Source organism: Acinetobacter sp. CY79 (genome assembly GCF_059515845.1).
This window is the reverse complement of record NZ_JCAKMY010000022.1, coordinates 1-26,077: the sequence shown is the minus strand read 5'-3', so window position 1 is coordinate 26,077 and position 26,077 is coordinate 1. Positions and strand designations below refer to the sequence as shown.

27 protein-coding genes and 1 CRISPR repeat array are annotated in these 26,077 nt (G+C 40.0%); of the genes, 9 read left to right on the top strand and 18 right to left on the bottom strand.

The window, feature by feature from the left end; translation table 11 throughout:
- Nucleotides 1–19: 19 nt before the first annotated feature.
- The 13 genes from AC5YCE_RS10475 to AC5YCE_RS10415 form a co-directional block, all read right to left on the bottom strand.
- Nucleotides 20–793, bottom strand: a complete 774-nt coding sequence (locus AC5YCE_RS10475) for a TatD family hydrolase (protein WP_496171997.1) — start codon at nt 791–793, stop codon at nt 20–22.
- Between the two features lie 28 nt (nt 794–821).
- Complete coding sequence (locus tag AC5YCE_RS10470) at nt 822–1,166, bottom strand: PilZ domain-containing protein (protein WP_496125602.1); 345 nt, start codon at nt 1,164–1,166, stop codon at nt 822–824.
- 40 nt (nt 1,167–1,206) lie between these two features.
- Complete coding sequence (locus AC5YCE_RS10465) at nt 1,207–2,190, bottom strand: DNA polymerase III delta subunit-related protein (RefSeq protein ID WP_496171996.1); 984 nt, start codon at nt 2,188–2,190, stop codon at nt 1,207–1,209.
- Nucleotides 2,191–2,198: 8 nt separating this feature from the next.
- A complete protein-coding gene (gene kdsB / locus AC5YCE_RS10460; protein ID WP_496171995.1) occupies nt 2,199–2,969 on the bottom strand; it encodes a 3-deoxy-manno-octulosonate cytidylyltransferase in 771 nt (256 codons plus the stop codon).
- 8 nt (nt 2,970–2,977) lie between these two features.
- Nucleotides 2,978–3,988, bottom strand: coding sequence for a tetraacyldisaccharide 4'-kinase (gene lpxK, locus AC5YCE_RS10455; RefSeq protein WP_496171994.1), 1,011 nt, complete (start codon nt 3,986–3,988; stop codon nt 2,978–2,980).
- A gap of 5 nt (nt 3,989–3,993) precedes the next feature.
- A complete protein-coding gene (gene msbA / locus AC5YCE_RS10450) occupies nt 3,994–5,718 on the bottom strand; it encodes a lipid A export permease/ATP-binding protein MsbA (protein ID WP_496171993.1) in 1,725 nt (574 codons plus the stop codon).
- The gene (locus AC5YCE_RS10445) at nt 5,718–6,140 is read right to left on the bottom strand and encodes an ExbD/TolR family protein (protein ID WP_496150314.1); all 423 of its coding nucleotides are present in this window, start codon (nt 6,138–6,140) and stop codon (nt 5,718–5,720) included. The genes msbA and AC5YCE_RS10445 overlap by 1 nt, the downstream gene beginning before the upstream one ends.
- 21 nt (nt 6,141–6,161) lie before the next feature.
- A complete protein-coding gene (locus AC5YCE_RS10440; protein ID WP_496171992.1) occupies nt 6,162–6,785 on the bottom strand; it encodes a MotA/TolQ/ExbB proton channel family protein in 624 nt (207 codons plus the stop codon).
- 36 nt (nt 6,786–6,821) lie between these two features.
- Nucleotides 6,822–7,715, bottom strand: a complete 894-nt coding sequence (locus AC5YCE_RS10435) for a ParB/RepB/Spo0J family partition protein (protein WP_496125595.1) — start codon at nt 7,713–7,715, stop codon at nt 6,822–6,824.
- Complete coding sequence (locus AC5YCE_RS10430; RefSeq protein WP_496125594.1) at nt 7,712–8,494, bottom strand: ParA family protein; 783 nt, start codon at nt 8,492–8,494, stop codon at nt 7,712–7,714. The genes AC5YCE_RS10435 and AC5YCE_RS10430 overlap by 4 nt, the downstream gene beginning before the upstream one ends.
- A 24-nt stretch (nt 8,495–8,518) precedes the next feature.
- Nucleotides 8,519–9,151: a 16S rRNA (guanine(527)-N(7))-methyltransferase RsmG gene (rsmG, locus tag AC5YCE_RS10425; protein WP_496125593.1), complete on the bottom strand. Its 633-nt coding sequence runs from the start codon at nt 9,149–9,151 to the stop codon at nt 8,519–8,521.
- Between the two features lie 87 nt (nt 9,152–9,238).
- Nucleotides 9,239–9,928 carry an N-acetylmuramate alpha-1-phosphate uridylyltransferase MurU gene (gene murU, locus AC5YCE_RS10420; RefSeq protein ID WP_496171991.1) on the bottom strand — a complete coding sequence of 230 codons (690 nt, stop codon included), beginning with the start codon at nt 9,926–9,928 and terminating at the stop codon, nt 9,239–9,241.
- Nucleotides 9,928–10,941 carry an aminoglycoside phosphotransferase family protein gene (locus tag AC5YCE_RS10415; RefSeq protein WP_496171990.1) on the bottom strand — a complete coding sequence of 338 codons (1,014 nt, stop codon included), beginning with the start codon at nt 10,939–10,941 and terminating at the stop codon, nt 9,928–9,930. Before AC5YCE_RS10415 ends, murU begins: the two co-directional genes overlap by 1 nt.
- A gap of 119 nt (nt 10,942–11,060) precedes the next feature.
- On the opposite strand from AC5YCE_RS10415, the gene AC5YCE_RS10410 reads away from it, so the two are divergent.
- Both AC5YCE_RS10410 and AC5YCE_RS10405 read left to right on the top strand, forming a co-directional pair.
- The gene (locus tag AC5YCE_RS10410) at nt 11,061–13,505 is read left to right on the top strand and encodes an LPS-assembly protein LptD (RefSeq protein WP_496171989.1); all 2,445 of its coding nucleotides are present in this window, start codon (nt 11,061–11,063) and stop codon (nt 13,503–13,505) included.
- On the top strand, nt 13,505–14,803 hold the full coding sequence (locus AC5YCE_RS10405) for a peptidylprolyl isomerase (protein ID WP_496171988.1): 1,299 nt from the start codon (nt 13,505–13,507) through the stop codon (nt 14,801–14,803). The genes AC5YCE_RS10410 and AC5YCE_RS10405 overlap by 1 nt, the downstream gene beginning before the upstream one ends.
- 174 nt (nt 14,804–14,977) lie before the next feature.
- Here the strand turns inward: AC5YCE_RS10405 and hfq are convergent, their stop codons facing one another.
- The 4 genes from hfq to tsaE form a co-directional block, all read right to left on the bottom strand.
- Nucleotides 14,978–15,496 carry an RNA chaperone Hfq gene (gene hfq, locus AC5YCE_RS10400; RefSeq protein ID WP_496125588.1) on the bottom strand — a complete coding sequence of 173 codons (519 nt, stop codon included), beginning with the start codon at nt 15,494–15,496 and terminating at the stop codon, nt 14,978–14,980.
- Between the two features lie 89 nt (nt 15,497–15,585).
- Entirely contained in the window at nt 15,586–16,530 is a 945-nt protein-coding gene (gene miaA, locus AC5YCE_RS10395; protein ID WP_496171987.1) for a tRNA (adenosine(37)-N6)-dimethylallyltransferase MiaA, read from the bottom strand.
- A gap of 6 nt (nt 16,531–16,536) precedes the next feature.
- Nucleotides 16,537–18,552 carry a DNA mismatch repair endonuclease MutL gene (gene mutL / locus AC5YCE_RS10390; RefSeq protein ID WP_496171986.1) on the bottom strand — a complete coding sequence of 672 codons (2,016 nt, stop codon included), beginning with the start codon at nt 18,550–18,552 and terminating at the stop codon, nt 16,537–16,539.
- Nucleotides 18,553–18,556: 4 nt separating this feature from the next.
- Complete coding sequence (tsaE, locus tag AC5YCE_RS10385) at nt 18,557–19,030, bottom strand: tRNA (adenosine(37)-N6)-threonylcarbamoyltransferase complex ATPase subunit type 1 TsaE (RefSeq protein WP_496172021.1); 474 nt, start codon at nt 19,028–19,030, stop codon at nt 18,557–18,559.
- Nucleotides 19,031–19,181: 151 nt separating this feature from the next.
- Between tsaE and AC5YCE_RS10380 the strand changes: the two genes are divergently transcribed.
- From AC5YCE_RS10380 to AC5YCE_RS10370, 3 genes are all read left to right on the top strand, one after another.
- Complete coding sequence (locus tag AC5YCE_RS10380) at nt 19,182–20,123, top strand: pseudouridine synthase (RefSeq protein ID WP_496171985.1); 942 nt, start codon at nt 19,182–19,184, stop codon at nt 20,121–20,123.
- Between the two features lie 105 nt (nt 20,124–20,228).
- Nucleotides 20,229–20,534, top strand: coding sequence for a type II toxin-antitoxin system RelB/DinJ family antitoxin (locus tag AC5YCE_RS10375; protein WP_496125584.1), 306 nt, complete (start codon nt 20,229–20,231; stop codon nt 20,532–20,534).
- 160 nt (nt 20,535–20,694) lie between these two features.
- Nucleotides 20,695–21,135, top strand: a complete 441-nt coding sequence (locus AC5YCE_RS10370; RefSeq protein WP_496125583.1) for a GNAT family N-acetyltransferase — start codon at nt 20,695–20,697, stop codon at nt 21,133–21,135.
- A gap of 47 nt (nt 21,136–21,182) precedes the next feature.
- Here the strand turns inward: AC5YCE_RS10370 and AC5YCE_RS10365 are convergent, their stop codons facing one another.
- Entirely contained in the window at nt 21,183–21,917 is a 735-nt protein-coding gene (locus tag AC5YCE_RS10365) for a pseudouridine synthase (protein ID WP_496171984.1), read from the bottom strand.
- 139 nt (nt 21,918–22,056) lie between these two features.
- On the opposite strand from AC5YCE_RS10365, the gene AC5YCE_RS10360 reads away from it, so the two are divergent.
- The 4 genes from AC5YCE_RS10360 to tnpC all read left to right on the top strand — a co-directional run bounded on the left by AC5YCE_RS10360 (nt 22,057) and on the right by tnpC (nt 26,046).
- On the top strand, nt 22,057–22,509 hold the full coding sequence (locus AC5YCE_RS10360; protein WP_496171983.1) for a DUF441 domain-containing protein: 453 nt from the start codon (nt 22,057–22,059) through the stop codon (nt 22,507–22,509).
- 194 nt (nt 22,510–22,703) lie between these two features.
- Nucleotides 22,704–23,511: a CRISPR direct-repeat array (repeat unit 28 nt; unit sequence TTTCTAAGCTGCCTACATGGCAGTGAAC).
- 95 nt (nt 23,512–23,606) lie between these two features.
- Nucleotides 23,607–24,035 carry a transposase gene (locus AC5YCE_RS10355; protein ID WP_496125720.1) on the top strand — a complete coding sequence of 143 codons (429 nt, stop codon included), beginning with the start codon at nt 23,607–23,609 and terminating at the stop codon, nt 24,033–24,035.
- Nucleotides 24,032–24,367, top strand: coding sequence for an IS66 family insertion sequence element accessory protein TnpB (gene tnpB / locus AC5YCE_RS10350; RefSeq protein WP_496125721.1), 336 nt, complete (start codon nt 24,032–24,034; stop codon nt 24,365–24,367). Before AC5YCE_RS10355 ends, tnpB begins: the two co-directional genes overlap by 4 nt.
- Nucleotides 24,368–24,441: 74 nt before the next feature.
- Nucleotides 24,442–26,046: an IS66 family transposase gene (gene tnpC / locus AC5YCE_RS10345; protein WP_496171426.1), complete on the top strand. Its 1,605-nt coding sequence runs from the start codon at nt 24,442–24,444 to the stop codon at nt 26,044–26,046.
- The last annotated feature ends 31 nt before the right edge of the window (nt 26,047–26,077 follow it).

Sequence of the window (26,077 nt, the reverse complement as noted above, 5' to 3'; positions counted from 1 at the left end):
TCTATTCGTTATAAAACAACTATTTCATTTTAAGGAGATTTTCAAAATTTTGCGTTGTAATCACCGCAATCTCCTCAAGTGACTTATCATATACATCACTCAAGGCTTTGGCTACATAGGGAACATACTTTGGCTCATTAGACTTTCCTCTATAGGGCATTGGTGCCAAATAGGGACTATCAGTTTCTATCAACAAACGATCAAGAGGCACTTGCTTCGCCACATCTCTCAAATCTTGCGCATTTTTAAACGATACAATACCTGAAAATGAGATGTAGTAACCACAATCTAGGACAGCTTTTGCCGTTTCCCAATCTTCAGTAAAACAGTGCAAAATACCATGTGTTGAATTCTCAGCACGAATAATATCAATCGTATCTGTTTTAGATGAGCGGGTATGTACAACCACAGGTTTCTTAACGATTTGAGAGGCCTGAATATGACGCGCAAAGCATGCTTTTTGCTCTGCAACAAACTCTATACTATGAAAATAATCTAAGCCTGTTTCACCAATCGCCCAAACCTTATCGGACTGTGCTAAATCAACCAAAGTATCGACAGTTGCTCGTTGCATCACTGCTTGATCTTCACAGGGATGCACACCAACGCTATAACCTACATCTGCATGACGTTCAGCGATTTTAGACAATGCAATATGGTCATCCAGATCCACTGAAATGCCCATCATTTTCGATACGCCAGCATCGCGTGCTTGTTGAATCGCTGCATCCAGATCCCCGTCATAAGGTTCCAGATTGAGCATAGTCAAATGACAATGTGTATCTACAAACACAACAACACCTTTTATTTTAAATCAGAATTTACATTGTAAAGCTAGGAAGGTCAGCAGACATACTTCCAGCTAAAAACTTCTCAGCTTCCATACGATAATAGACGCCTTTTTCACCAGACAACTGAATTGCAAAGCCTTGAGGCTTTAGACCAGTATGTTTATAAGAAATCCAAATCACCTTACCCGTTAATGGAATCTTTTGCGATTGATTCGGTAGCGATGCTAAAACGAATACCTCTTCACCCATTTTTACTTCTTGTTTTGAAGCAACAAATAATCCGCCACCTTGAATATAAGGCATATAACTGGCTTGAAGTGTTGCTCTATCGCTAATATTGGCTTGGATAAGTCCGCCCATACGAGGTGGTTGCATAATGAATTCCCCTAATTCTTTTTGCTAATGCAGTGTTTGGTTATATAACATTCATTAATTTTATGAAAAGCTGATCCACGACCAGATTCGTTTGCACGTTTTGCTCAACCAACTGTTTAAAGTTTTGAATATCACTATTTAAATCAAACAACTGTTCCAAACTATATTGTTGTGAAATCTGCTCGAAATCAAGATCGCTATTTTTGACATTTTGATTGAGTTTGACACAAATAATATCAGACAACAAATACTCAAATAAGGTGATGAGATCTGAAAATGCTAACTCCTTATTCCATTTCGTTGCATGCTGTATAGGCATACTTTTGTGTATCACCACCTTTTGCCAATCTTGTAAAAAATCATGACGTTTTTTAAACCACTCAGATTGAGACACCGCAATAGCCTGCAATGGCATATCATTCGACAATGACATTAATAAGGGAATTTTAGCGTGAAACTCTTTCTCTAAATGACTTTCGAGATAAATTTGAGATTGTCCCAAACTCACCCGATCTAAAGCGTAATGTTGCAAACGACTACGAATCGTCGCAGGCAATTTCAAATAGTGATCAGCCAAGAGAATAATAATAACGCGATCGCCCGGCTCTTCCAATGTTTTAAGCAACGCATTAGACGAAGCAATATTTAATGCTTCAGCGGGCTCAATGACAATCACTCGCCAACCATCTACAGTTTGTTGCACAAAAGGCTGTAAATCACGAATTTTTTCAATTTTAATTTTAGCGTTTTGTTTTTTATTGTCTTCATCTGTGGTGATTCGAACATAGTTCGGATGTGTATCCGATTTCAACCACAAACAACTGCTACATTCACCACATGCTGCATGTGATTGCTTATTTAAGCACAGCAACCAAGCCACAAAATGCTGTGTAAACTGCTGTTTCCCACTGCCATTTTTGCCATAGAACAATAATCCATGACCAATTTGAGGAAATCGTTGTGTTAAGGTTTTCCAAACTTGATTTTGCCAAGGAAAAATCTGTGACTCAAATTGTTTAGACATCAATCAAATCAATCCACTGTCGCAAAATGACTAATATCGAGCGCATTTAAACGATCTAAATCATCTTGAGTATCTACACCCGGCGGTAAATTAACTTGAGCAATATCAATGGCAATGCGATGACCATTTTCAAGTACACGAAGCTGCTCCAGACTCTCTAGCTGTTCGAGTTGCCCCATATCCCACTTCACATATTCTTGAAGCAATTGAACACGATATGCGTATAACCCCAAATGTCTGAATGCATGTTGATGTAATTGAGGTGTTTCAAGCTTTGCCCCATCACGATCATAAGGGATCGTGGCACGACTAAAATAGAGTGCCTCATTGAATTGGGTCATCACCACTTTGACAATACTGTCTCGTTGAAATTCATCCAACTGATGAATCGGCTCGCACAAAGTTGACATTGAACATTGTGGTTTTTGAATCAATAGATCCGCCACTTGTTGAACCAATTGAGCAGGTAAAAGTGGCTCATCACCTTGCACATTGACAATAATATCGTCTGCCGCCCAACCTTTAATTCGAGCAACTTCGCTTAGACGATCGGTTCCAGATGGATGATTTGGATCTGTGATCACCACATCTACCCCAGCATCACGACAAATCTGTGCAATACGTTCATCATCTGTCGCCACACATAAACTATCAAAGCCATCCACTTTTCGAGCTTGATCGACAACACGCAAAATCATTTCGCGGTCATGAATTTTCAATAGAGGTTTACCGGGTAAACGAGAACTTGAGAAACGCGCAGGGATAACAATGTGCTTCATGAATAATCCTAAGAAATATCAATACCGAGCGCTGTCAATTGCTCATCCAATAAATCATAACATGCTTGTGAAAGTACAGCCTCAACGGGTACTACCCATATTTCACGATTAAAATCAGGGTGCTGTTTAAGCAAAGGTAATAGCTTTACTGCATCTTTTTCTGTGGTAATAATCGGATTTGAATCTTCAAATTGTAAATCTTCAATTTCATAATCGTGATGATCAGGAAACTCATGACACTGAAAACGGGTCAAACCAATCGACTTAAGGGTTTGATAAAAGCGTTGAGGGAAACCGATACCCACCACCGCATAAAAATCTTGATGAATATCAAACAATTCAGCCTGGTCTGAACTTCCATTCAATAAATAAGGTTGTGCCACTTCCAAATACATATTCAATGGACTTGTCGAATTTTGAGCGTGTTCGATCACAGTCCCTTCATTCAAGCGTTCCACTGGTTCACGTAAAAAACCTTCAGGCAATAATTTTTGGTTTCCTAATCCACGATTTTGATCTAAAACAATCCACTCAATTTGGCGATCTAGCGCCCAATGCTGCAAGCCATCATCACTAATGATTAAGTCCAATTGATGATGTGCCAATAGTAACTCAATACTTTCTTTGCGATTTGAACCGACCACCATCGGCACCTCAGTGGACTGAACAATCAGACAAGGTTCATCACCGACTTCTGAAGGAATCGAATGAAGATTCACTTGAGCTGGAAAAGGACCTTTAGCGCCATAACCTCGACTAATGACACCAACACGTACATTCTTAAGCTGAAGATATTTGACCAATTGAATCAATAAAGGGGTTTTACCACTACCACCCACCGTAATATTTCCAATCACCATCACAGGGATCGGTGCGGTATAAACCTCTTTTAGACCCGCTTTAAACATTTTCTTATTTAAAGTAAAACCCGAATGATAAAGCCATGACAATGGGCGCAACACAACCAACCATTTCGCCTGTTTATTCCAAGCATTTTGAATGTTTTGCGCAAGTGACATCGGGCTTATTCCTCAAAATTTCTTTGATGTAATTGATAATAAGCGCCATGCATCGCCAATAGTTCTGCATGAGTTCCTTGCTCTACAATTTTCCCTTGATCCATTACCACGATTCGATCTGCATTTTCAATTGTCGATAAACGATGTGCGATCACAATCGTGGTTCGATCTTGCATTGCAGCATCAAAAGCGCGCTGAATGAAATATTCAGATTCGTTATCTAAAGCGCTGGTTGCTTCATCTAAAATCAAAATCGGTGCATTTTTCAAAATGGCGCGAGCAATTGCAATACGTTGACGCTGTCCACCCGATAAATTTAAACCTTGTGCGCCCAATGGCGTGTCATAACCTTGAGGTAATGACATAATAAAATCATGTGCATAGGCAGCTTTGGCTGCTGCAATGATTTGCTCATCACTTGAACCCTCAAGCTGACCATACGCAATATTTTCACGCACAGTACGATTAAAGAGTACAACTTGTTGATTGACCATTGATATTTGAGACCTCAACGCTGTTGCCTCAATCTCACGAATATCAATATCATCAAATAGAATCGAACCTGAACTTGATTCTTGATAGCGCACCAACAGATTGACCAGTGAAGACTTACCCGCCCCAGAACGTCCGACCAATGCAACGGTTTCACCGGCATTTACTTTTAAGTTAAAGTTCTGAATGGCATGAAAACCATCTGAATAGATGAGATCAACATTTTTGAGCTCAATATTACCCTGAAGAGTCGGCTTTAAAGTGCCTGCGTTCAGCTCTTCAGGTAAATCCAGTAATTCAAATACTGAGTGAGCTGCCGCCATCCCGCGCTGTAATTTTTCATTAATATCAGTCAACGCTTTAATCGGCTTACTTAACATACCCGCAGCCGTAATATACGCCACGAATTGCCCTGCTGAAGTGTCTTGCATAATTTCTGGACGCAACGCAATCCAAATCACAATACTCAATGCCAATGACATGATGAACTGTACAATTGGGCTGTTTAATTGTTGCACCGCCACCATTTTCAAACCGCGCTTCAAGTTCTCTAAAGAGCTTTCACGAAAGCGGGCTTGCTCATATTCCTGACCACCAAAACCTTTAACAACCAAGTGTCCATTTACAGTTTCCTGAACCACATGGTTCACATCCCCCATGGTGTCTTGTACTTGATTGGAAAGCTTACGCATACGAGTCGCCGCTTTTCGAATCAGCAATCCAATTAAAGGGGTAAATATCAAAATACACAGCGTTAAACGCCAGTTTGAGTAAAACAAATAGCCCAACAGACCAATGGTGATCAAGCCTTGTTGTAACAATGTCCTGAGCGATTCTGTCGTTGCAGCAGTGAGCTGCTCAACGTTATACATAATCTTCGCAGTGATATGACCACTGGTATTGTCCAGATAATACTGCGAAGGCAAACGCATCAGTTTAGCGAAGACTTCTTGGCGAATATTAAAAATCAGATTTCTGGAAATGACAGAAGTGTAATATCCACCCAAAAACAAGCCCAGTCCTCGAAAGAACATGAGTAGCACTACTAGAAACGGAAACAGATTTGTAAAGCTTTGATCTTTATTTTGAATGGCATTAATGATGTGCTCAAGAAGCTTGGCAACTGACACTTCTGTAGCAGCATTGAGTATAAAACCAAATACCACAATTAATGCAATTCCCCAGTACTGTTTTAAGTAACTAAGTAGACGCAAATATACTTTAAAATCTTGATTCACTAATAGCCTCTAGTGGGTACTTTAGTACTAATATTAATATTTACAAAGCCAAGTTGTCCTGCTACATCCATCACTCGGATTACGTCTTGATGTGTTGCAGCAGAGTCAGCCGCAATGACAAACATCATATCTTTACGATCATTCGATGCTTGACGAATCGCAGCGCTCAAATCAGGAACTTCTTTTGAAGAAATTGCCTGACCATTGACAGAATAATGTCCAGATGAATCCACCATCACCTCAACCTTATGATTAAAGTCTTTAGGTGGTACACCTTGTGCATCTGGTAAGCTTAAATTTAATCGACTTTGCTGTTGAAAAGTCGTTGTTAATAATAAAATTACCAAGATGAACAGAATACAGTCAATCATCGGTGTCAAATTGATCGCAATATCTTCAACTTCACGACGTTTAAATTTCATCGCACTTCCCTTTACATTATCCTACTTTTGCTGATCAGCTTCAGTATGATTTTGATAAAATAAAGCGGCATGAAATAACGTCGATTGCTGCTCCAACTCTGCAATATATTCTTGCACCAGTCTTTGAAAATAACGGAATGCGAATAATGCTGGAATTGCAACCACCATCCCCGCAGCCGTTGTAATCAATGCTTTTGACAGACCTGGAATCATCATTGTTGGATTGGATCCAACATTGACGTCAAGCATCAGAAATGACTCAATGATGCCGACCACAGTTCCAAGTAACCCAAGCAAAGGGGCTACAGCACTAATCGTACCCAGAAAATTTACATTTTTTTCGAGATACATCACTTCTTTAGATGCTGTTGCTTCCATTTGTGCGCGAGCATATGCCTCTCCTTGAGGGACAGAATCTAACCCAGCCTTTAAAATAGTCGATAAACTGGTGCGCGCCATATGTGGATTATCTAAATCTTTAGTCACCAGATTTAAATCAGTCGCTTTAGACATCATCAAATGTTCTGGTAAAACCAAATTACGCTTTAAACGAATAAAGCGCTCAATCGCAATAGCGACCATAAAAATAGAACAAAGAATGAGTGGCAGCATGAGCCAACCACCCGCTTTTACTAATTCCCACATTTTTAATTCCCCAAAATTAAAAAAAAGTGAATATTTTTAAGCCTTGTCAGATAAGCAAATATTTAAGATTCCATCTAACTCATCTAAAGAATGATAGTGAATAACCAACTTCCCTTTACCTTGCTGATTATGATCAATTTTCACATCCGCACTAAAACGTTCTGAGAGTTTTTGGGTCAATTGTTCTAGATCAGAAGATACTCGAGGCTTCGGTTTATCTTGCTTCGGTGCATTCAAATCGCGCACCAATTGTTCGGTTTGACGTACAGATAAACTTTTTTCAATCACGATTTTCGCAATTTGAATTTGATCTTTTTCTTTCAAGGTCAAAATTGCACGCGCATGCCCCATATCCAATTGACCACGTTGAATATGATCTTTAATTGGATCAGCCAAACTGAGCAAACGAAGTAAGTTACTGACTGTAGTACGCGCTTTACCGACGGTTTCTGCAATTTCTTGATGACTTAAACCAAACTCTTCATGGAATCGCTGAAGTGCCATTGCTTGATCAATTGGGTTTAAATCTTGACGCTGAATGTTTTCAATCAATGCCAACGCAATCGCAACTTGATCCGATAAGTCACGTACAATTGCAGGAACTTCAGTTAATCCCGCAATTTGTGCCGCACGCCAGCGACGTTCACCTGCGATAATTTCGTATTGATGAACATCATCTTCGATTGGACGAATCACAATCGGTTGCATGACCCCATGTTTTTTAATCGAAGCCGCTAACTCTTGTAAATCTTCCTCATGAATAAAACGGCGTGGCTGATAATTACCCCGTTTTAAATCTTTGACATGAATTTGTTTGAGTTGACCATGGTCGAGCGCTTGAACTTCTAATTGTAATTTTTCTTTTTGAATAGAACCGAGTAACGCATCTAAACCACGACCTTTAGCCAAGCCTCTTTTTTTTACGGTCATGCTTTACTTCCTTTTTTCACTTTGCTTTTTTTTAACATTTCAGCTGCTAAATTTAAGTAAGCAACCGCACCCTTTGAACTTTTTTCAAAATAAATAATCGGCAAGCCATGTGCTGGAGCTTCGGCTAAACGAACGTTACGTGGAATCACCGTATCGTATAATTTTTTACCAAAATATTGTTCTAATTCATCCGACACATCACGTGTTAATGCATTTCTCGCATCATACATAGTCCGTAGAACACCCACGATTTGCAGATCAGGATTGAGCGCTTGTTGAATACGATCAATGGTTTGAGTTAAGTCAGCTAAACCTTCCAACGCATAATATTCACACTGCATCGGAATCATGACACCATCCACGGCTGCCAAGGCATTAATCGTGATTAAACTTAAACTTGGCGCACAATCTACGACGATATAATCATAGTTTTGTTGAATGGATTTTAAGGCTTCACGTAAAATAAACTCGCGACCCTCTTGATCAGCAATCGCAAGCTCAACACCTGCCAAATCACGGTTTGCACCCAAAACACGATAACCCACATCCGCTTTGATGATGGCAGTTTCAATAGGCACTTCCCCCAATAACACATCGGTTATTGAGTAAAGCATGTCGTTCTTTTGAATGCCTGAGCCCATGGTGGCATTCCCTTGAGAATCCATATCCACCAATAACACACGTTTTTTTAATACGGCCAATGAAGCAGCTAAATTCACCGCAGTCGTCGTTTTACCTACGCCACCTTTTTGGTTCGCAATAGCAATAATTTGAGCCATGTTAACCCCAATCCCTAGAATTTTTTAAATCTGTTTTAATAAAAGTAAATGGCGCTGTTCATCTAATCGTGGAACTTTTAATTCGATGATGTCACAACTAAACTCGTTTTTATGCAATTCAATTTCATCGACAGGAATTAAACCTTTCATCGAAGCAATGATACTTTTTTCATGCATAAACGGACGTGATGCAGTAATAAAATCAGTTAAAGATGCAAATGCGCGACTGGTAATCACATCGAATTGACCTAACTCGTTAATGCTCTCTTCATTTTCAACACGCGTTTGAACTGCAACTACATTTTTTAATTTTAAGTCTGCAATAAACTGTTTAAGAAATCGAATTTTTTTACCATTTGAATCTAACAGGACACATTGGCGTTCTGGCTGACAAAGGGCAATGATCATCCCCGGCATACCTCCACCTGTTCCAACATCCAACAAGCGACCTTCAGGTAAATCATTCAAAATACTTAAACTATCCAATAAATGCTTCACCAGCATTTCTTTAGGATCACGAATCGCAGTTAAATTATAAGCCTTATTCCAAAGCACCAACGCGTCTTGATACTTCAACAATAATGCCAAAGCTTCATCGCTTAACGACAAACCTAATTTTTGACTACCCTGCTGTAACTCTTGAAAAAAAGGATGCATAAACAGATAACATCTAAGTAAAATTTAAAACAAAGTATACCCATTTATGCATCGTGGAACACTATTTAACGATTAGGGATTACACAGTTAAGCATAGAAGCCATCACGAATTTGCAAATCGAGCTCCATTAAACGTTCTGGCGTTCCTACATCTACCCACACCCCTTGCAACTTTTCAGCTGAAACCTGTCCATCTAACATTGCTTGCTTGAGCAGTGGTGCTAATGGACGCTTACCGGCTTCTAAACCTTGAAACAATTGCGGATGAATCACTGATACACCACTAAACGTGAGATTCTCACCTTCGATTTTTTGATCAAAGCTAAACGCACGACCATTCAATAACGTGAAATCACCTTCAGGATGTTGCTTCGGGTTATCTACAAAAATCAAATGTGCAACATCGTCACCCAGCTTTACATGCCGAAGTGGTTCAAAATCCATGGTCGTCCAAACATCACCATTGACCAAGATAAAGGGCTTATCACCTAATAATGGCAAAGCATTGATGATACCGCCCGCAGTTTCTAAACCCTCATCTTCACGCGTCCACAAAATTCGAACGCCAAACTGAGCGCCATCACCCAGTGTGCCAATGAGTTTATCTGCCAACCAAGCAGAGTTAATCACAATTTCAGTCACACCCATTTTTTTGAGCTTTTCAATATGCCAAACAATTAAGGGTTTACCACCCACTTCAAGCAGAGGTTTTGGCGTATACAGTGTCAAGGGACGCATACGACTCCCCAACCCTGCGGCTAGAATCATCGCTTTCATTATGCAACCACCTCATATTGACCAAATTTTTGCTCAAATTTAGCCAATACTCGTGTTTCAATGAACTGCATAAATGGTTGTAATTCTGGGTATGGCTTACTTTCTTCAAGTAAATACCACATCACACGGGGTAAATCTTTTAAATAGCCCGACTTACCATCGCGCTCAAACAAACGAACAAATATACCTAAGATCTTAATATGACGTTGAATCGCCATAAGATCCGCATCACGCTTAAATTGTTCAAAATCACGATCTACCTTCGCTGTTTCAGGTAATAGATCATAGAAAGTCTTAAACCAACCATAGACACGATCTGCATTCCACTGCACATAGGCATCACGCGTAATCGAGATCAAGTCGTAGGTGTCCGCACCAATGACTGCATCTTGAAAATCAATCACACCTTGCTCAGTTTCACCTGCAATTTGCATGAGATTACGACTGTGAAAATCACGATGTACAATCACTTGAGGCTGCGCTACTGCTGCATTGGCTAAAATTGCAAAAGTGCGTTTAATTAATGCCGATTCTTCTTTGGTCAGTTGAATATCCAATGAGGGCAATAACCAATCTGTGAGCAACTCCATTTCACTGATGAGTTTTTCATAAGAATACGTCGGTAAAAGCCCTTCACCATTGATCGATTGCAAATGAACAAGCTGTTTAAAGCTTTGTGCATAGTGCTCATCAACAGTTTCATCATTCAGTAATGTTGAAAGTACGACATCACCAAAATCTTCAAGTAATAAAAAACCATTATCTAAATCTTTGGCAATAATATGTGGAACACGAACACCATTTTGGTCAAAGAATTCGTCAATGGTCACAAAAGGCACACAATCTTCTTTTTCAGGAGGTGCATCCATCAACATAAATGTTTTATTATTCAAAGTAATTCGTGCATAACGACGAAAACTTGCATCGCCTACTAAAAAATTGATTTCTGCTTGATCTGATTGTAGAACGGTTGAAATCCATGTTTGTATCAATTGTTCACGTTGTGTATTCATTTGCTATAAATTCTAGTACAGGCTGAATATTTGAAGTGCTAAGTGTAGCCACTTATCAGATTTTTCTCTATGATGCGACAATAATTAATTGCGATTAGCATACTTGGTTAATGAGACAAATGAAGCATCAGTTTAAATTCAATCCTTTAGCGACTGCTATATTGACCTTACTTTGCGGAAGCAATGTATCAAGTTATGCTGAATCCAATGATTTAGCTTCAGAGATAGACAATCAAAAACTTAATTCAGCGATTAAGGAAACGTATTCTGGGCAAAATTTCTTTGAACAATATTATGTCAGTAAAGACTCTCCTGAAGCTCAGGCTAGAAGTACACTTACGACATCTGCAAAATTCTGTAACAACACTTGGCTCACCCCGATTAGTCCAGAGACCAAAGCTGTTGATGCCGCTGAAGCTACTTCAGTCATTACAGCTGATCACGGTTATTACAATCCAAACGGTGACTCAACACTAGATGGGAATGTGGTTATTGATCAGCAAGGTCGCATGATTCGTGCCGACTCTATTACCATTGATAAAACACAAACTTTTGCTAAAGCCAAAGGCAATGTGCAAATGGCACAATCTGGCCTTCTTGCTCAAAGTGATCAGATTGACTACAACCTTAAAGATCAAACTGGCGAGCTCAACAATAGCTTCTATATTTCAGAAGCAACCCACGGACATGGTCATGCAGAGCATATAGAACGCACTTCTCCGAATGTAATGGTGATGCAAAATGCAACCTATAGCACTTGTCCACCTGAACAAAACCCGACTTGGAAATTACAATCCAATCAGATTGAAATTAATCAAGATACTGGGCGTGGTGTAACCAAAGGCACTAAACTTTATATTAAAAACACCCCTGTACTGGCAGTGCCCTATTTTAATTTCCCGATTGATGATCGAAGAACCACAGGTCTTTTAACCCCAAGCTTTGGTTTCACGAATGATGGTGGCGTTGAGCTTGCTGCACCCGTTTATTTAAACCTTGCACCGAACTACGATGCAACTATTACCCCACGCTATATTGGTAGTCGTGGCTTGATGGCTGAAGGCGAATTTAGATATTTAACACAAGACTTTGGTGGTGGTCGAATTTGGGGTGGATATTTACCTTCGGACAGAGACTACAATAATGAGGATCGTAAAGATCTACACTATCTGCATAATTGGAAGATTGATGATCAGTGGTCTACAAATCTTGAATACAACTATGTCTCTGATAAAGACTTTTTTGCAGATTTGGATAACGACCCCAACACCCGAACTGAACTCAACCAAAGACGGGCATGGCAGCTCAATTATGGCAATGGTATTCCGGGACTCCAAGCTCAATTGCGTGTCGAAGATTTCCAGACACTTGATCCTAATTTAGCCGATATTGATCGCCCTTATGCGAGATTACCGCAACTTTTAGTCAATTACACTAGGGGTGACGTTCAGGGGCTAGAATTCGAATTTAATAACGACACGGCTTATTTTAAAAAGAATATCCGTAATTTTGAAGATCAAGCAGAGCCTAATGGTACCCGTATTTATAATGAAATGGCGCTTCGATATAATCTAAAACAGCCTTGGGGTTTTGTTGTCCCTGAAGTGTCTGTGCGTAGCTTAAATAATTTCTATGATCAAGATACTGTTGAAAATGCGAACTTTAGATCGAACTCTGAAGATAAATCTGTTGTTGTGCCACAATTTACTTTAGACACAGGTTTAACATTTGAGCGTGAAGGTAAATATCTACAAACGCTCTCTCCTCGCGCTTTCTATGCTTATGCTCCACATCAAAATCAAGATGATTATCCTAACTTTGATTCAACTGCTGCCTCATTAAACTACGATCAATTGTTTAATCCAAAACGTTTTTATGGTCACGATCGCTTAGAAGACAATAACTTCTTGTCACTCGGTCTAAGCTATAGTCTCTTTGGTACAACGGGGTTGGAAAAACTCAGAACCAGCATTGGTCAAAGTTTTTATTTCGATGACCGTAAAGTTACCCTCAATAACAGCCAAGACGATCCATTTAACACAGAACGTCAAACAGGCCCTGTGATCAGCATTGCCAGTCAACTTTCACAAAATTTCAGTGTGAACGCGAATTCGATGTGGATGTCGAATGGTGACAATGCGCAACGTGATTTCCAAGTGTATTACACAGGTAATAAAGGTAATCTTTATAACTTTGGATACTTCAATCGTAGTAAGCTCTTAGATCGTCAAGAGAAATACGATCAGGTGACTGCATCATTTATTCAACCCGTGAAAGACAATTGGCGAATTATGGGTCATGTACAATATGATCTAGATAATAGTGTGGCTCGTGAATATTTACTCGGTGTCAATTATGAATCATGCTGTTGGGGTGTTTCTGTCTATGGTCGTTCTTATTTCAATGACTTAGACGATGTTTCTCTTTCAACAACCAAAGAAAAACGCGCTATTATGGCGGAGTTCACACTCAAAGGACTTGGTGGCTTAAATAGTAAATTAAGCTCTTTACTTGAAAACCGTATTTTAGGTTTTGATAAAGTTAAACAAAATTGGAACCATTAATGAAGATGCAAAATTTAAAACAAATTTTTAAGACAACAGCATTGGCACTTATTATTTCTTCATCAATGCAAACATTTGCCGCACCTAGCGATCAAGTTATCGCGATTGTGGGTAAAAGTGCTATTTTGCAAAGCGATTTGAATCAAGGTATTGCTGAAGCACAACATCAACTTCAGGCGCAAAAAAAAGAAGTACCACCGCGCAATGTTCTTGAGGCACAAATCCTGAATCAATTGATTATGCACCAAGCTCAACTCGAGCAAGTCAAGCGTTATGCGATTCAAGCAGATGAAAAAAGTTTAAATGAAGCAGTTATGAAAGTCGCTGCTCAATCTGGCTCGAAGAACCTAGAAGAATTCCAGCAAAAGCTTGATAAAGTTGCACCGGGCACATATGAGACCTTACGTGAACGTGTAGCTGATGACTTGTTAATCCAACGTTTACGTCAGCAACAAGTCATGTCTCGAATTAAGATCAGCGATCAAGATGTAGAGAATTTCTTGAAATCGCCAGAAGGGCAAGCTGCTGTTGGTGGTCAAGCCCATGTGCTCCACTTCAGAGTTTCAGGGACAGGTTCTGCAGAAGAAATTACGCAAGTTGCTAACCAGCTTAAAGCAGATCTAGCGAATACTAATGACGTAAAAGCTGTTGAAAAGAAATACAGTACCGCGACTATCAAGGTGAATGGTGCTGATATGGGTTACCGTTCATTTTCAGATATTCCATCTGAACTTGCTGCACGTGTAACCCCGCTTAACGATGGTCAAACCACTGAAATTATTCAAGCCAAAGACGGCTTACATGTGCTAAAGCTCATCGATCGTAAATCAAATGATCAAAAAATCATTGTGCCACAGTTTCAAACTCGTCATATTCTGATTAAAACATCAGAAGTGGTGAGCCCTGAAAATGCGAAGCAAATGATTGATAGTATTTATAGCCGTATTCAATCCGGAAATGATTTTTCGACCCTTGCATCCACTTATTCGAATGACCCTGGTTCGGCACGTGATGGTGGTAGTTTAGGTTGGGTTAGCCCAGGCATGATGGTTCCTGAATTTGACAAAATAATGCAAAGTGCTGAAGTCGGTAAAGTAAGCCAACCTTTCCAAACCCAGTTTGGATGGCATATTCTGCTAGTCACTGACAAACGTCAACAAGACATGACGAAAGAAACGCAATCACGTATGGCGCGACAAATTTTAGGTGAGCGTCAATTTGATGCTGAACTAGATAGCTGGTTACGTGAACTACGCAGTAATACCTATGTTGAAATTAAAGGTACTCAGCAAAACTAGATTAATTTATAGACCATATTAAATTTTAAATTAGCTGGTTTGATTGGTTTAAATATTGCTCTTTGAGTATTTAAAAAAGCCCGATAATTTCGGGCTTTTTTACATATCGTTTCATCATTTAATCTTCATAAAAAAAGACGCCATAAAGGCGTCTTCTTTTTTTACAACAATCAATTAACGATTATTATCATCTTCTTGAGTGTCATCGAATTTAGTTTCTGCATCGAAACCAGGGGTTGCAGGTGCACCGAAACCACCTTGTTGACCACCAAAGCCACCTTGTTGACCGCCGAAGCCACCTTGACCACCGAAGCCGCCTTGACCACCGAAGCCACCTTGACCGCCGAAGCCACCTGGTTGACCACCGAAACCACCGCCTTGACCGCCGAAGCCACCTTGACCGAAGCCACCTTGACCACCAAAGCCACCTTGACCACCGAAGCCACCTTGGCCAGCAGCAGGAGCGCCAGCAGGAGCACCAGCAGGACGTGGGTTACGTGCAGGCACAACTGTAGAAATCGCATGTTTGTAAACCATTTGGCTTACAGTATTTTTCAAAAGAACAACATATTGGTCAAAAGATTCAATATGACCTTGTAATTTAATACCGTTAACTAAGAAAATAGAAACAGGAATACGTTCTTTACGGAGAGAATTTAAGAACGGATCTTGTAAAGTTTGACCTTTAGACATTTTATACTCCAAAAAATTTAAAATCAGCGCAAAAACTATCTTTATTTTTCAATTAAAATTTATAAAAAAGACAGTGCGTAAATTTTGCTTTATCCATATAAGTTTCGCAAGTCTTCTTGAGCTTGCTTAATTGATAAATAAGTTTTAAAACTGTGCGCTTCTTGCAAAGAACGTAACCATGTGTATTGACGTTTTGCAAGTTGTCGTGTTGCAAACAAGCATTTGTCCTCCATTTCGAGTTTATTATTGTGACCTTTATCACTATTTTTAAGAAATTCTAAAGCTTGACGATAACCGACTGATCTTCCTGACGGCAAATTATCACTTAAATTGTATTTTCCTATTAAGTATTCAACTTCATTTAAAAAACCGATTTCCCACATTTTTTGCAAACGAAGTTCAATTCGTTTATGCAATTCTAACCGATCTGGCATCAATGCATAGTTATGAAAATTGTAACGATATGCTGTTTGTTTTGGCTGTTCTGCTTGTAATTGTGTAATTGGACGACCCGTTAATCGATAAACTTCAAGTGCACGGATAATACGTTGCCGATCTGAAATTTTAAATCGCTCACCCGCTAAAGGATCAACGCTTTTGAGCTCTTCATAGACCGATTCCCACCCATTTCGGGCTGCCTGCTGTTCTATTTCTTGTCGGATCGACTCATCAGCAGTGGGTAGGTTATTCGCTAGACCTTCAAGTAGAGCTTTAAAATACAACATCGTACCACCAACTAAAATTGGGGTTTTGCCATTTTCATGAATTTGATCAATGAGTCGTGTTGAATCTTCTACAAATTGTGCAGCAGAATAGACTTCTAGAGGCGTAATAATATCAATCAAATGATGCGGATAGAGTGCTTGCTCTTGCTTCGTTGGCTTTGCAGACCCAATATCCATCTCTTGATAAATTAAAGCAGAATCAACTGAAATAATTTCAAATCCACCACGCTCATAAAGCTCACATGCCAAAGCTGTTTTCCCACTTGCAGTAGGCCCCATTAAATTGATAACAGGCTGATTATTTGACATGTACAACTACTCTCCTCGAGCAAATAATTTATCTAACTGTGACAATGGAAATGCACGCCAAGTCGGACGTCCATGATTACATTGACTGGCAAACTCTGTTTGTTCCATTTGGCGGAGTAAAGCGTTCATTTCAGACAGACCGAGCAAGCGATGAGCTCTCACTGCACCATGGCACGCCATACCTGCCAAGATTTGGTCTCGCTTCTGTTGCAAAGCTTGAGCTTGATCATTTGGATCTAAATCATTGAGCAAATCGGCAACTAAAGCATTTAAATCTGCTTTGAGTAGAATTGCAGGTACCCCGCGAACAATCACCTGATCATCCCCATATTGATCAATATCCAAACCTAACCGTTCCAGTTGTGGTTTTAAGTCTTCAATACGCGTGGCTTGCATACGAGTAATAGAAATAACTTTTGGAATCAATAATTGTTGAGAAATCCAAAAATCAGGTTTATCCCATGCCTGTTTCATTTGCTGTAATAAAATACGCTCATGTGCAGCATGCATATCAACAATGATCAAGCCTTCAGTATTTTGAGCCAGAATATAAATCCCATGTAATTGCGCGATTGCAATTCCTAAAGGGAATTCATCGACCTTACTGACATAGTCAGATTTTTGCTCAGTTTGATCATCTTCACTTTGTTCATTATTTTGATAGGTTTTTAAGGGTGATAAATATGCTTTTAAGGCATTATTCAGTTGCGCTGAGCCTTGATAGCCCGACGCTGAAGATGGCGAACGATATTGAATTGATTGAGGCTCTGAAGAACCAAAGTCTGTAAGAAGCGCATCACCATTTTTTGAAGTCGGTTGAAATGACCCTTGCCCTGCTATTCGCTGACTTAAGTCTTCATTTACACCCCATTGCTGATGCTGATTGTGCTTATGCAATTGAAATTGTTCTTGATAACGTGGTTGAGCAATCGCAGTACCAGTTTCAGCATTTTGCATATCCAGTTTCATGGCATCTGCTAAATCTGCTGAAGCCGTCTGAAATTTAGACAAAGTCTCCTTTGCAAAATGACGTACAAACTCATGCACTTCGCGTTGATTCAAAAAACGAATTTCATGTTTTGTGGGATGCACGTTGACATCAATATTTTCAGGATCAACTTCCAAAAACAATAAATATGCTGCATGGTGATGTCCATGCAAAATGCCGTCATAAGCCATACGCAAGGCATGCGAAATCGTTTTATCTTTAACAATTCGACCATTCACATAGACATACTGCAAATCGCTCTGCCCACGTGCATCGGATGGATGACCTAACCATCCCGACAAACGCATATTGATACTGTCAGCATCCATCCAATACGCATTTTCAGTAAAAGAACGACCCAATAATTGTTGTACACGTTGGAATCGCAGTTCACCACTATCGGCAACAGGTAAATTCAGCCGAATATTGCCATTATGCTCAAGCACAAAACGAATATCAAAATGTGTGAGAGCCAAGCGACGAACAATTTCTTCGACATGACCAAATTCTGTGGTGGGCTTTTTTAAAAATTTACGTCGTGCAGGAACATTAAAGAACAGATCTTGTACGCGTATATGTGTTCCTTGTTGCATCGCGACAGGTTGAATCTCTTGATGATCAAATGCCGTGCCATTGACTTCAACTTGATACCCCACACCTGAGTCATCGCGACTACTGGTCAAGGTGAGACGTGATACAGCAGCGATGGATGCTAAAGCTTCACCACGAAAGCCTAAACTGACAATCGAGTGCAAATCTTCAGAGGTTTTAATCTTACTGGTCGCATGTCGCATAACCGCAAGAGGCAAATCTTCTGCATGTATGCCACGACCATTATCAATAATTTCAATTAGGGTGCTACCACCCTGTTCAACACGAATAATCAGCTCTGTCGAGCCTGCATCAATCGAATTTTCCAGTAATTCTTTAACGACAGATGACGGACGCTCAATCACTTCACCCGCAGCAATTTGGTTAGCGAGTGCTGGATCTAAGTGATGAATGCGCCTTAAACTAAGTTGCTCATCCTGCATACAATCAACCTGCGTAGTAAGCTTCTAATGCGTCAAAGAACTCAATAGAATTCATTTCAATCGTCACTTTGCGAAGATCGTCTTCACCTGAGCGTTGAATATTGATAATGACATCAGCTTTAGGAATTTCGTCGCCACCTTTAGATGGCCATTCAAATAAAAATAATGCCCCATCGATGTCTAAATAATCACGAATACCCATGAGTTCAAGCTCATAGGGATCATTGAGGCGATATAAGTCGAAATGAAATACGTCTTTTTGATGAATTTTATACGGCTCAACCAAGGTATAGGTTGGACTTTTGACAGCACCTTGATGACCTAAATTCTGTAGCCAATAGCGCGTTAGTGTGGTTTTTCCTGCACCTAAATCGCCAATCAAATAAACCACACCTTGTGCAATATTTTGCCCCAAGAAAACCGCAAGCTTCTGGGTATCGAGTTCACTATTTAGGTCTAATTTAAATGAATACGGCATCACGTTCACAACATAATTCAATTGATCGCGTATAATAACATTTCGTGCGTTTAAAGCCTATGTGCTCATTGCATCATGTTTACTATTCACTAAAATATTATCCAAACTTAAATTCTGTTTAAGTCTCACTCTTCTTTTGAAACATTTGCTCATGTCTACTCCAATCCATTCAAAGCATCCTCTTTTGAACAGTTTAAATATCTATAAACCACCCATGATCGATGGAGTAACTGCGAGCAAAGTTTTTATTCCCAAATCTGCTGAACCACCTAAGTCCCTCATTGATTATTTATGTGAACATTTTCAACACATCAATAAAGAAGAATGGAGACAAAGATTTGAAGATCATTTAATTATCGATAGCCAAGGACATGCACTGAATTTAGATACGCCCTATTTATCAGGACAACATATTTATTATTATCGTTTTTTGGCAAATGAAATACGTGTTCCTTTTACTGAAAAAATTCTATTTGAAAATGAAGATCTCTTGGTTGTCGATAAACCTCACTTTCTCACTATCAGCCCTACTGGACAATATGTTCAAGAAACGCTTTTGGTACGTTTAAAAAAAACCACTGGCAACCCTGATCTGACGCCAATTCATCGTTTAGATCGTGAAACTGCTGGTGTAGTTCTTTTTTCAAAAAGAATTGAAACGCGCGGACTTTACCAACAATTATTCGCGGATAAAAAAGTACAAAAAATTTATCATGCCATTGCACCTTTCCGAGAGGATTTACAGTTTCCTCAAACGATCCAATTACGAATGGATAAAGGCGAACCATTTTATACCATGCACGTTGTACAAGGTACGCCAAACAGTGAAACGACAATTGAACTACTAGAACATAATCAAAAATGGGCACTGTATCAGTTGAAGCCTTTAACCGGTAAGCAACATCAACTTCGTGTTCACCTGAACCATGTAGGCATACCAATCAAAAACGATTCATTTTATCCCGAAGTTGCACATAAAGCAGAAGATGATTTTTCACAACCTTTACAACTATTAGCCAAAGAAATTTACTTTATAGATCCTGTGAATTCTACAGTGATGCACTTTTTCTCTGGCTTGGTACTGACGTTATAATTTCATTGTAATGACAATTCATCACTTTTTTATGATAAAACATTGAAATTCAGAAAACTTTGATTAAAATAGCATCTTAAGCATTTAAGTCGATTGGTTGTATTCATGAGAAAAACAGAAGTTTATCAAGTTCGACTTGACTCTCTAGAAAAGAAACATGCTTTTGCTGTATTTAAGCAATTGGGGATTACACCGGCTCAAGCTGTTCGTTTGTTTTTCAAACAGGTCGTACTCACTAAATCAATCCCCTTCGCGATTGAAAATCAAAGTATCAATATGGATCAACTGCTTAAGCTTAAAAAATTAAAGCAAGATCAGGATGGTACAGCGACAACGTCTACATCTGATCTGGATGAAGATGATTTCTTTGCTGAACTAAACGCAATCTTAGGTGAAAGTGATCAAAAATAGATTTGAAATTGTGCATGAAATATATTTTTTAATTTATCAATTTCACTAGACTACAAAGACAAAACTTAACAGTGTCGTATTTTTAAACAATTTATTTTCCTTCTATTCTTCAATTTATGATTAGCTCATGTGCATAAGTTTATGTGTAAGGAGCTAGACAGTGATTGTTAGACGTGCCACTTCTGAAGATTTAGAGAAACTTGCTGTACTTTTTGATGAATATCGTCAGTTCTATGGAACTTCTTCCAACCTTCAACAATCTTTAAATTTTTTGACCCAGCGCTTTAGCAATCAACAAAGTGTCATCTTCATTCATATTAAAGATGATGTGATCACAGGCTTTGTGATTTTGTATTTAGGCTTCAATTCAGTGGCTTGTTCAAGTTATTACATTTTAGATGATGTCTATGTCAGTCCACGTTTCAGACGTCAAGGTTCTGCCAAACAACTGATTGATACTGCCATCTTATTTGCACGCCACGAGAAAGCGATTCGTATCAGCCTTGAAACTCAAAAAAACAACTATCAATCCCATCAACTTTACGAAGAAATGGGATTTGTGAAGGATGATGAGTTTCAAACTTACCACTGCTTCCTATAAGCTTTAATTATGTAAGATCAAAGTAAATATCACCTTATATATTTAATTTAGATGTTCAACACGGTCTCATTGGTATCTGAAATTTGATTTTTTGCGGCTTGAATTTGGCTTTCAGTTAAATAGATCCACTCACCTTCTGCCAAATCTTGCAGTTTAAGCAAGCCGATTTGTTGACGATGTAGCTGTTCGACCTTGTTGCCGACTGCTGCCAACATGCGTTTTACTTGATGATAAACCCCTTGATGAATGGCCATTTGCATTTCATGTTGATTAATTCGCTTAACATCCGTCGCTGCAAATACCCCTTTTTCATTACGAAGTTCAACGCCTTGTTCTAATTGCAACATTTGCTCATCGGTTATAGGATCAGCGGTATGCAATCGATAGACTTTAGGCACATGCTTTTTAGGATGCGTCAGTGCTTGTAAAAACTGACCATCATCTGTCAATAAAAGTAAGCCTGTCGTATCTTGATCGAGACGACCAACACATTGCAGACCTCTTTCCAATAAAATCGAATCAAATAAATCAAATACACTAAAATGATGCGTGGCCTGGTGCGAACACTCATAGTCCACTGGTTTGTTGAGTGCAATATAGACTTTTTCACGATATTGATAACTTTGACCAGATACGCTGAACTCTAACTGATCGAGCTTTAATTTTAATTTTGGATCTGAAACAATTTCACCCTGAATTTGAACTGCACCATTTTTGATGAGATTTTGACAGTGTTTACGCGAACCAAAACCTTGTGATTGCAACATTTTTTCTAAAATCATGATATTTACCTAAAACCTGTGTGAACTTAGAAAACTTCCAAAATATTGCACATCTTTTTTGTGTACAGCACTTCATCAGCGAATCAGTTAAACTATTATAACTTTCTCACATTTAACTGATAAGCCTCGGACACGATATATGTCGCAATTAGATCTTAATTTAATCGTTCTGATCATTCTTTTGGCTTGTGGCGTCTTTAGCCAAAATACTGCTGTGACTATCGCTGTCGCCGTTTTAATTGTGTTTAGAATCACACCGCTCAATGAATATTTCCCCCTGCTTCAACAGCACGGTTTAAATATCGGGATTATTATCCTTACGATTGGTGTATTAACGCCGATTGCCAGTGGTGCTATTCCAGGTAAAGACATTTTAAAATCATTTATGAGCTTAAACTCTATACTCGCGATTGGCATTGGTCTGTTGGTTGCATGGTTGGGCGGGCGTGGTGTTGCGTTGATGGCAAATCAGCCTAATATTGTCGCAGGTTTATTGATTGGTACGGTGGCTGGTGTTGCGGTACTCCGGGGTGTCCCCGTAGGTCCACTCATTGCCGCAGGACTTTTATCGATCATTATTGGCACATCCTAAATCATTGAGTGTCTGAATCACGGATATCTCAAAGATAATTAAGATTTATTGCTCTGTTTATGTTTTAATACGCTCAGTTTGAGATGAGCCTCTTACAGTATATGAGCTTGACTCATATACGACTAGCCCCTAACCATGGGGCTTTTTATTGTTCTTAAATTAGTATTTGAAGTGCATCACTGGTGACTGTAATTTTTTTAAGCTGCCTACATGGCAGTGAACCGCTGATTCGTGAATTGCTCAGCAAAATGCAATTTCTAAGCTGCCTACATGGCAGTGAACGTACGTGTAATCGTGTAAATGTTATTTAACATTTTCTAAGCTGCCTACATGGCAGTGAACCACTAGGAATCCATGTTGATTTTTTAAAACAATTTCTAAGCTGCCTACATGGCAGTGAACTGGTTGATGATGGTGAGGGTGAAGAAGGTAACTTTCTAAGCTGCCTACATGGCAGTGAACTTAAAAATAAGCTGACAGGTAATAATCTAAAATTTCTAAGCTGCCTACATGGCAGTGAACCTGCGGATAAATATACGCTTGATGCAGTATTCTTTCTAAGCTGCCTACATGGCAGTGAACGGACACTGGATAGATTTATTGTTGCAGCAAATTTTCTAAGCTGCCTACATGGCAGTGAACGAAACGTGCAGTGAAATGGTTGATGAGGTTGATTTCTAAGCTGCCTACATGGCAGTGAACCTTGGTCAATCTGAGAGAAAAGATTTTACAACTTTCTAAGCTGCCTACATGGCAGTGAACTCAAAACTGGCAAGCTTCCCTGCATTTGTTGATTTCTAAGCTGCCTACATGGCAGTGAACCAGCATCACGACTATTTGCTTTACCTCGGATGTTTCTAAGCTGCCTACATGGCAGTGAACGAGGCTTTGATCAAAGAGCAGAATCAGGCTCATTTCTAAGCTGCCTACATGGCAGTGAACTTATTAAGCTTATGATCGACATCGGTTGCTTCTTTCTAAGCTGCCTACATGGCAGTGAACAAGCTGAAATTAAGTAAGCGTCCGCTGAACCCCACTTTTCTTATTTGCTCAATATCCCGATAGTGTCCATTATTTATTAAATGGACATTATGTTTATGGCCTTAGACACTTTTATAGACACTGAACAAACGACAGAAAGAACCCGCAGAATCTTCGCAGCTGAGTTTAAACAGTACCTGGTCGAGCTTTGCCAGCAGCCAGATACGTCAGTAGCTAAGGTTGCAATGCAACATCAGATCAATGCCAATCTGCTGCATAAATGGATTCGCCAGTCCAGATCAATGCCCCCTGCATTAAAAAGCCCATCCAGTCCACAGACCGACTTTCTTCCCATCATTCTTCACCCGACTCCAGTCAGACAAGAAGCACCTCCGCCACCTGTGCCAGAGAAGAATGCTGTCGCTCATATCAGGATTCCATTGCATAAGGAACAAGGTTCCGCACGGGATCAGATGATCGAGATCGACTGGCCGGTGGAATCGGCAAAGGAATTACTGCCTTTAATTCAGGGCTTGATCAAATGATCCGTATCGATGAAATCTGGCTTGCTACCCAGCCGATGGATATGCGTGCAGGTATGGATACTGCCATGGCTCAGGTGCTGAGAGCATTTGGCTATATCAAACCACACTGCGCCTACCTGTTCTGTAATAAACGTGGCCATCGCATGAAAGTACTGGTGCATGATGGACTGGGCATCTGGCTGTGTGCCCGGCGGTTGGAACAGGGCAAATTTCACTGGGCTCAGGTTCACCAGGGTGAAACCGTGGCGATCAGCCCGGAACAGTTACAGGCGTTAATTCAGGGTCTGCCCTGGCAGAGAATCGGCTTACAGCAGGTGGTGAATATGCTCTAAACCAAGCTCATCCATTCTGCTATTCTCCAAACGTTTTATTTACACATATTCATGATCTCAGCCATACTGCGGTCATGAATACGCTGCCTGATTTAAGCCAACTGACCCATGAACAACTGCTGGAATTTACCCGGCAGTTGGCGCTGCAGCATCAACAACTCGCAGAAGATAAACAACAATTAGATGCCAAAGTTCAACATCTTGAAGTCACGAATCAACATCTTTCCATTCTTAATCAAAAATACGAGCATGAGCTTGCGCTATTTAAACAGCATAAATTCGGCAGTAAAAACGAACATCTAAGCGCAAAACAAATCCATCTATGGGACGAAGCGGTCGAAGAAGATATTGCTGCGGTTGATCTGGAACTGGAACGGCTGAATGCAGATAAAACCAATGCAGCTGCGCAGAAAGCCCCAGTCAACAAACCTAAACGTCGACCACTGCCAGATCACCTGCCAACCCTCCGTATTGAGCATGAACCTGCATCAACCCAATGTGCTTGTGGCTGCACCTTGCGTCGTATTGGCGAAGATATCAGTGAAAAACTGAATTTCAGACCGGCACAGTTCTATAAGGAACAGCATGTGCGTGGCAAATGGGTGTGTGATCAATGTGACACACTGACCCAACAAGCAATGCCGGCCTATGTGATTGAGAAAGGAATCGCTGCACCTGAACTGCTTAGCCATGTACTGGTGTCTAAATATGCCGATCATTTACCACTGTACCGTCAACGTCAAATCTTTCTACGCGCAGGTGTTGATCTGTCCAGATCAACCTTATCTGACTGGATAGGTCGCTGTGGTGTAGAGTTAGAAGGCCTAACCGATGCATTAAGGAAGGTGATCCTACAGCAAGCGGTGATTCATGCAGATGAAACACCTGTCACCATCATGCGGATGGATGATAAAGATAAAAAACCGAAGAAAGGTTATGTCTGGGCTTATGCAACAACTCAATATAATCCAATTCAAGCCGTGATTTATGACTTTCAGGATAGCCGTTCAGGTCAGCATGCTGAAGAGTTCCTGAAAGGCTGGCAGGGTCATCTGGTCTGTGATGATTACAGTGGCTACAAAGCACGCTTTAGATCAGGTCAGGTCATTGAGGTGGGCTGCATGGCGCATGCACGTCGTAAATTCCATGAGTTGCATGTGACTGGAAAAAGTCAGATTGCAGAACAGGCTTTGTTCTTGATTCAGAAGCTCTATGCGATAGAGGCTGAAATAAGAAAAAATACCGACGGTACAGCAGAACAACGCTATAAGTACCGGCAACAGTATAGTCAAGCTGTTATGCAGCAACTGTATGAATGGCTGACACAACATCAACTTGCAGTACCCTTAAGCTCTGCAACTGCTAAAGCCATCAATTACAGCCTAAAACGTTGGGAAGCCTTAAGCCGTTATCTGGATGATGGCAATCTACCTATTTGCAATAATTGGGCAGAGAATCAAATGCGGCCTTGGGCTTTGGGGCGTAAGAACTGGTTATTTGCAGGTTCGCTGCGCAGTGGTCAGCGAGCGGCAAATATCATGACTTTAATCCAGTCAGCAAAACTGAATGGGCTGGATCCGTATGCCTATTTAAGTGATGTGCTGAAAAGGTTGCCGACACATAAAGTGACTCAAATAGAAGAATTACTGCCACACCGCTGGAAACCTGAACCCCGTTAAAACATAGCAATGGGGTTCAGCGGATGTTTAC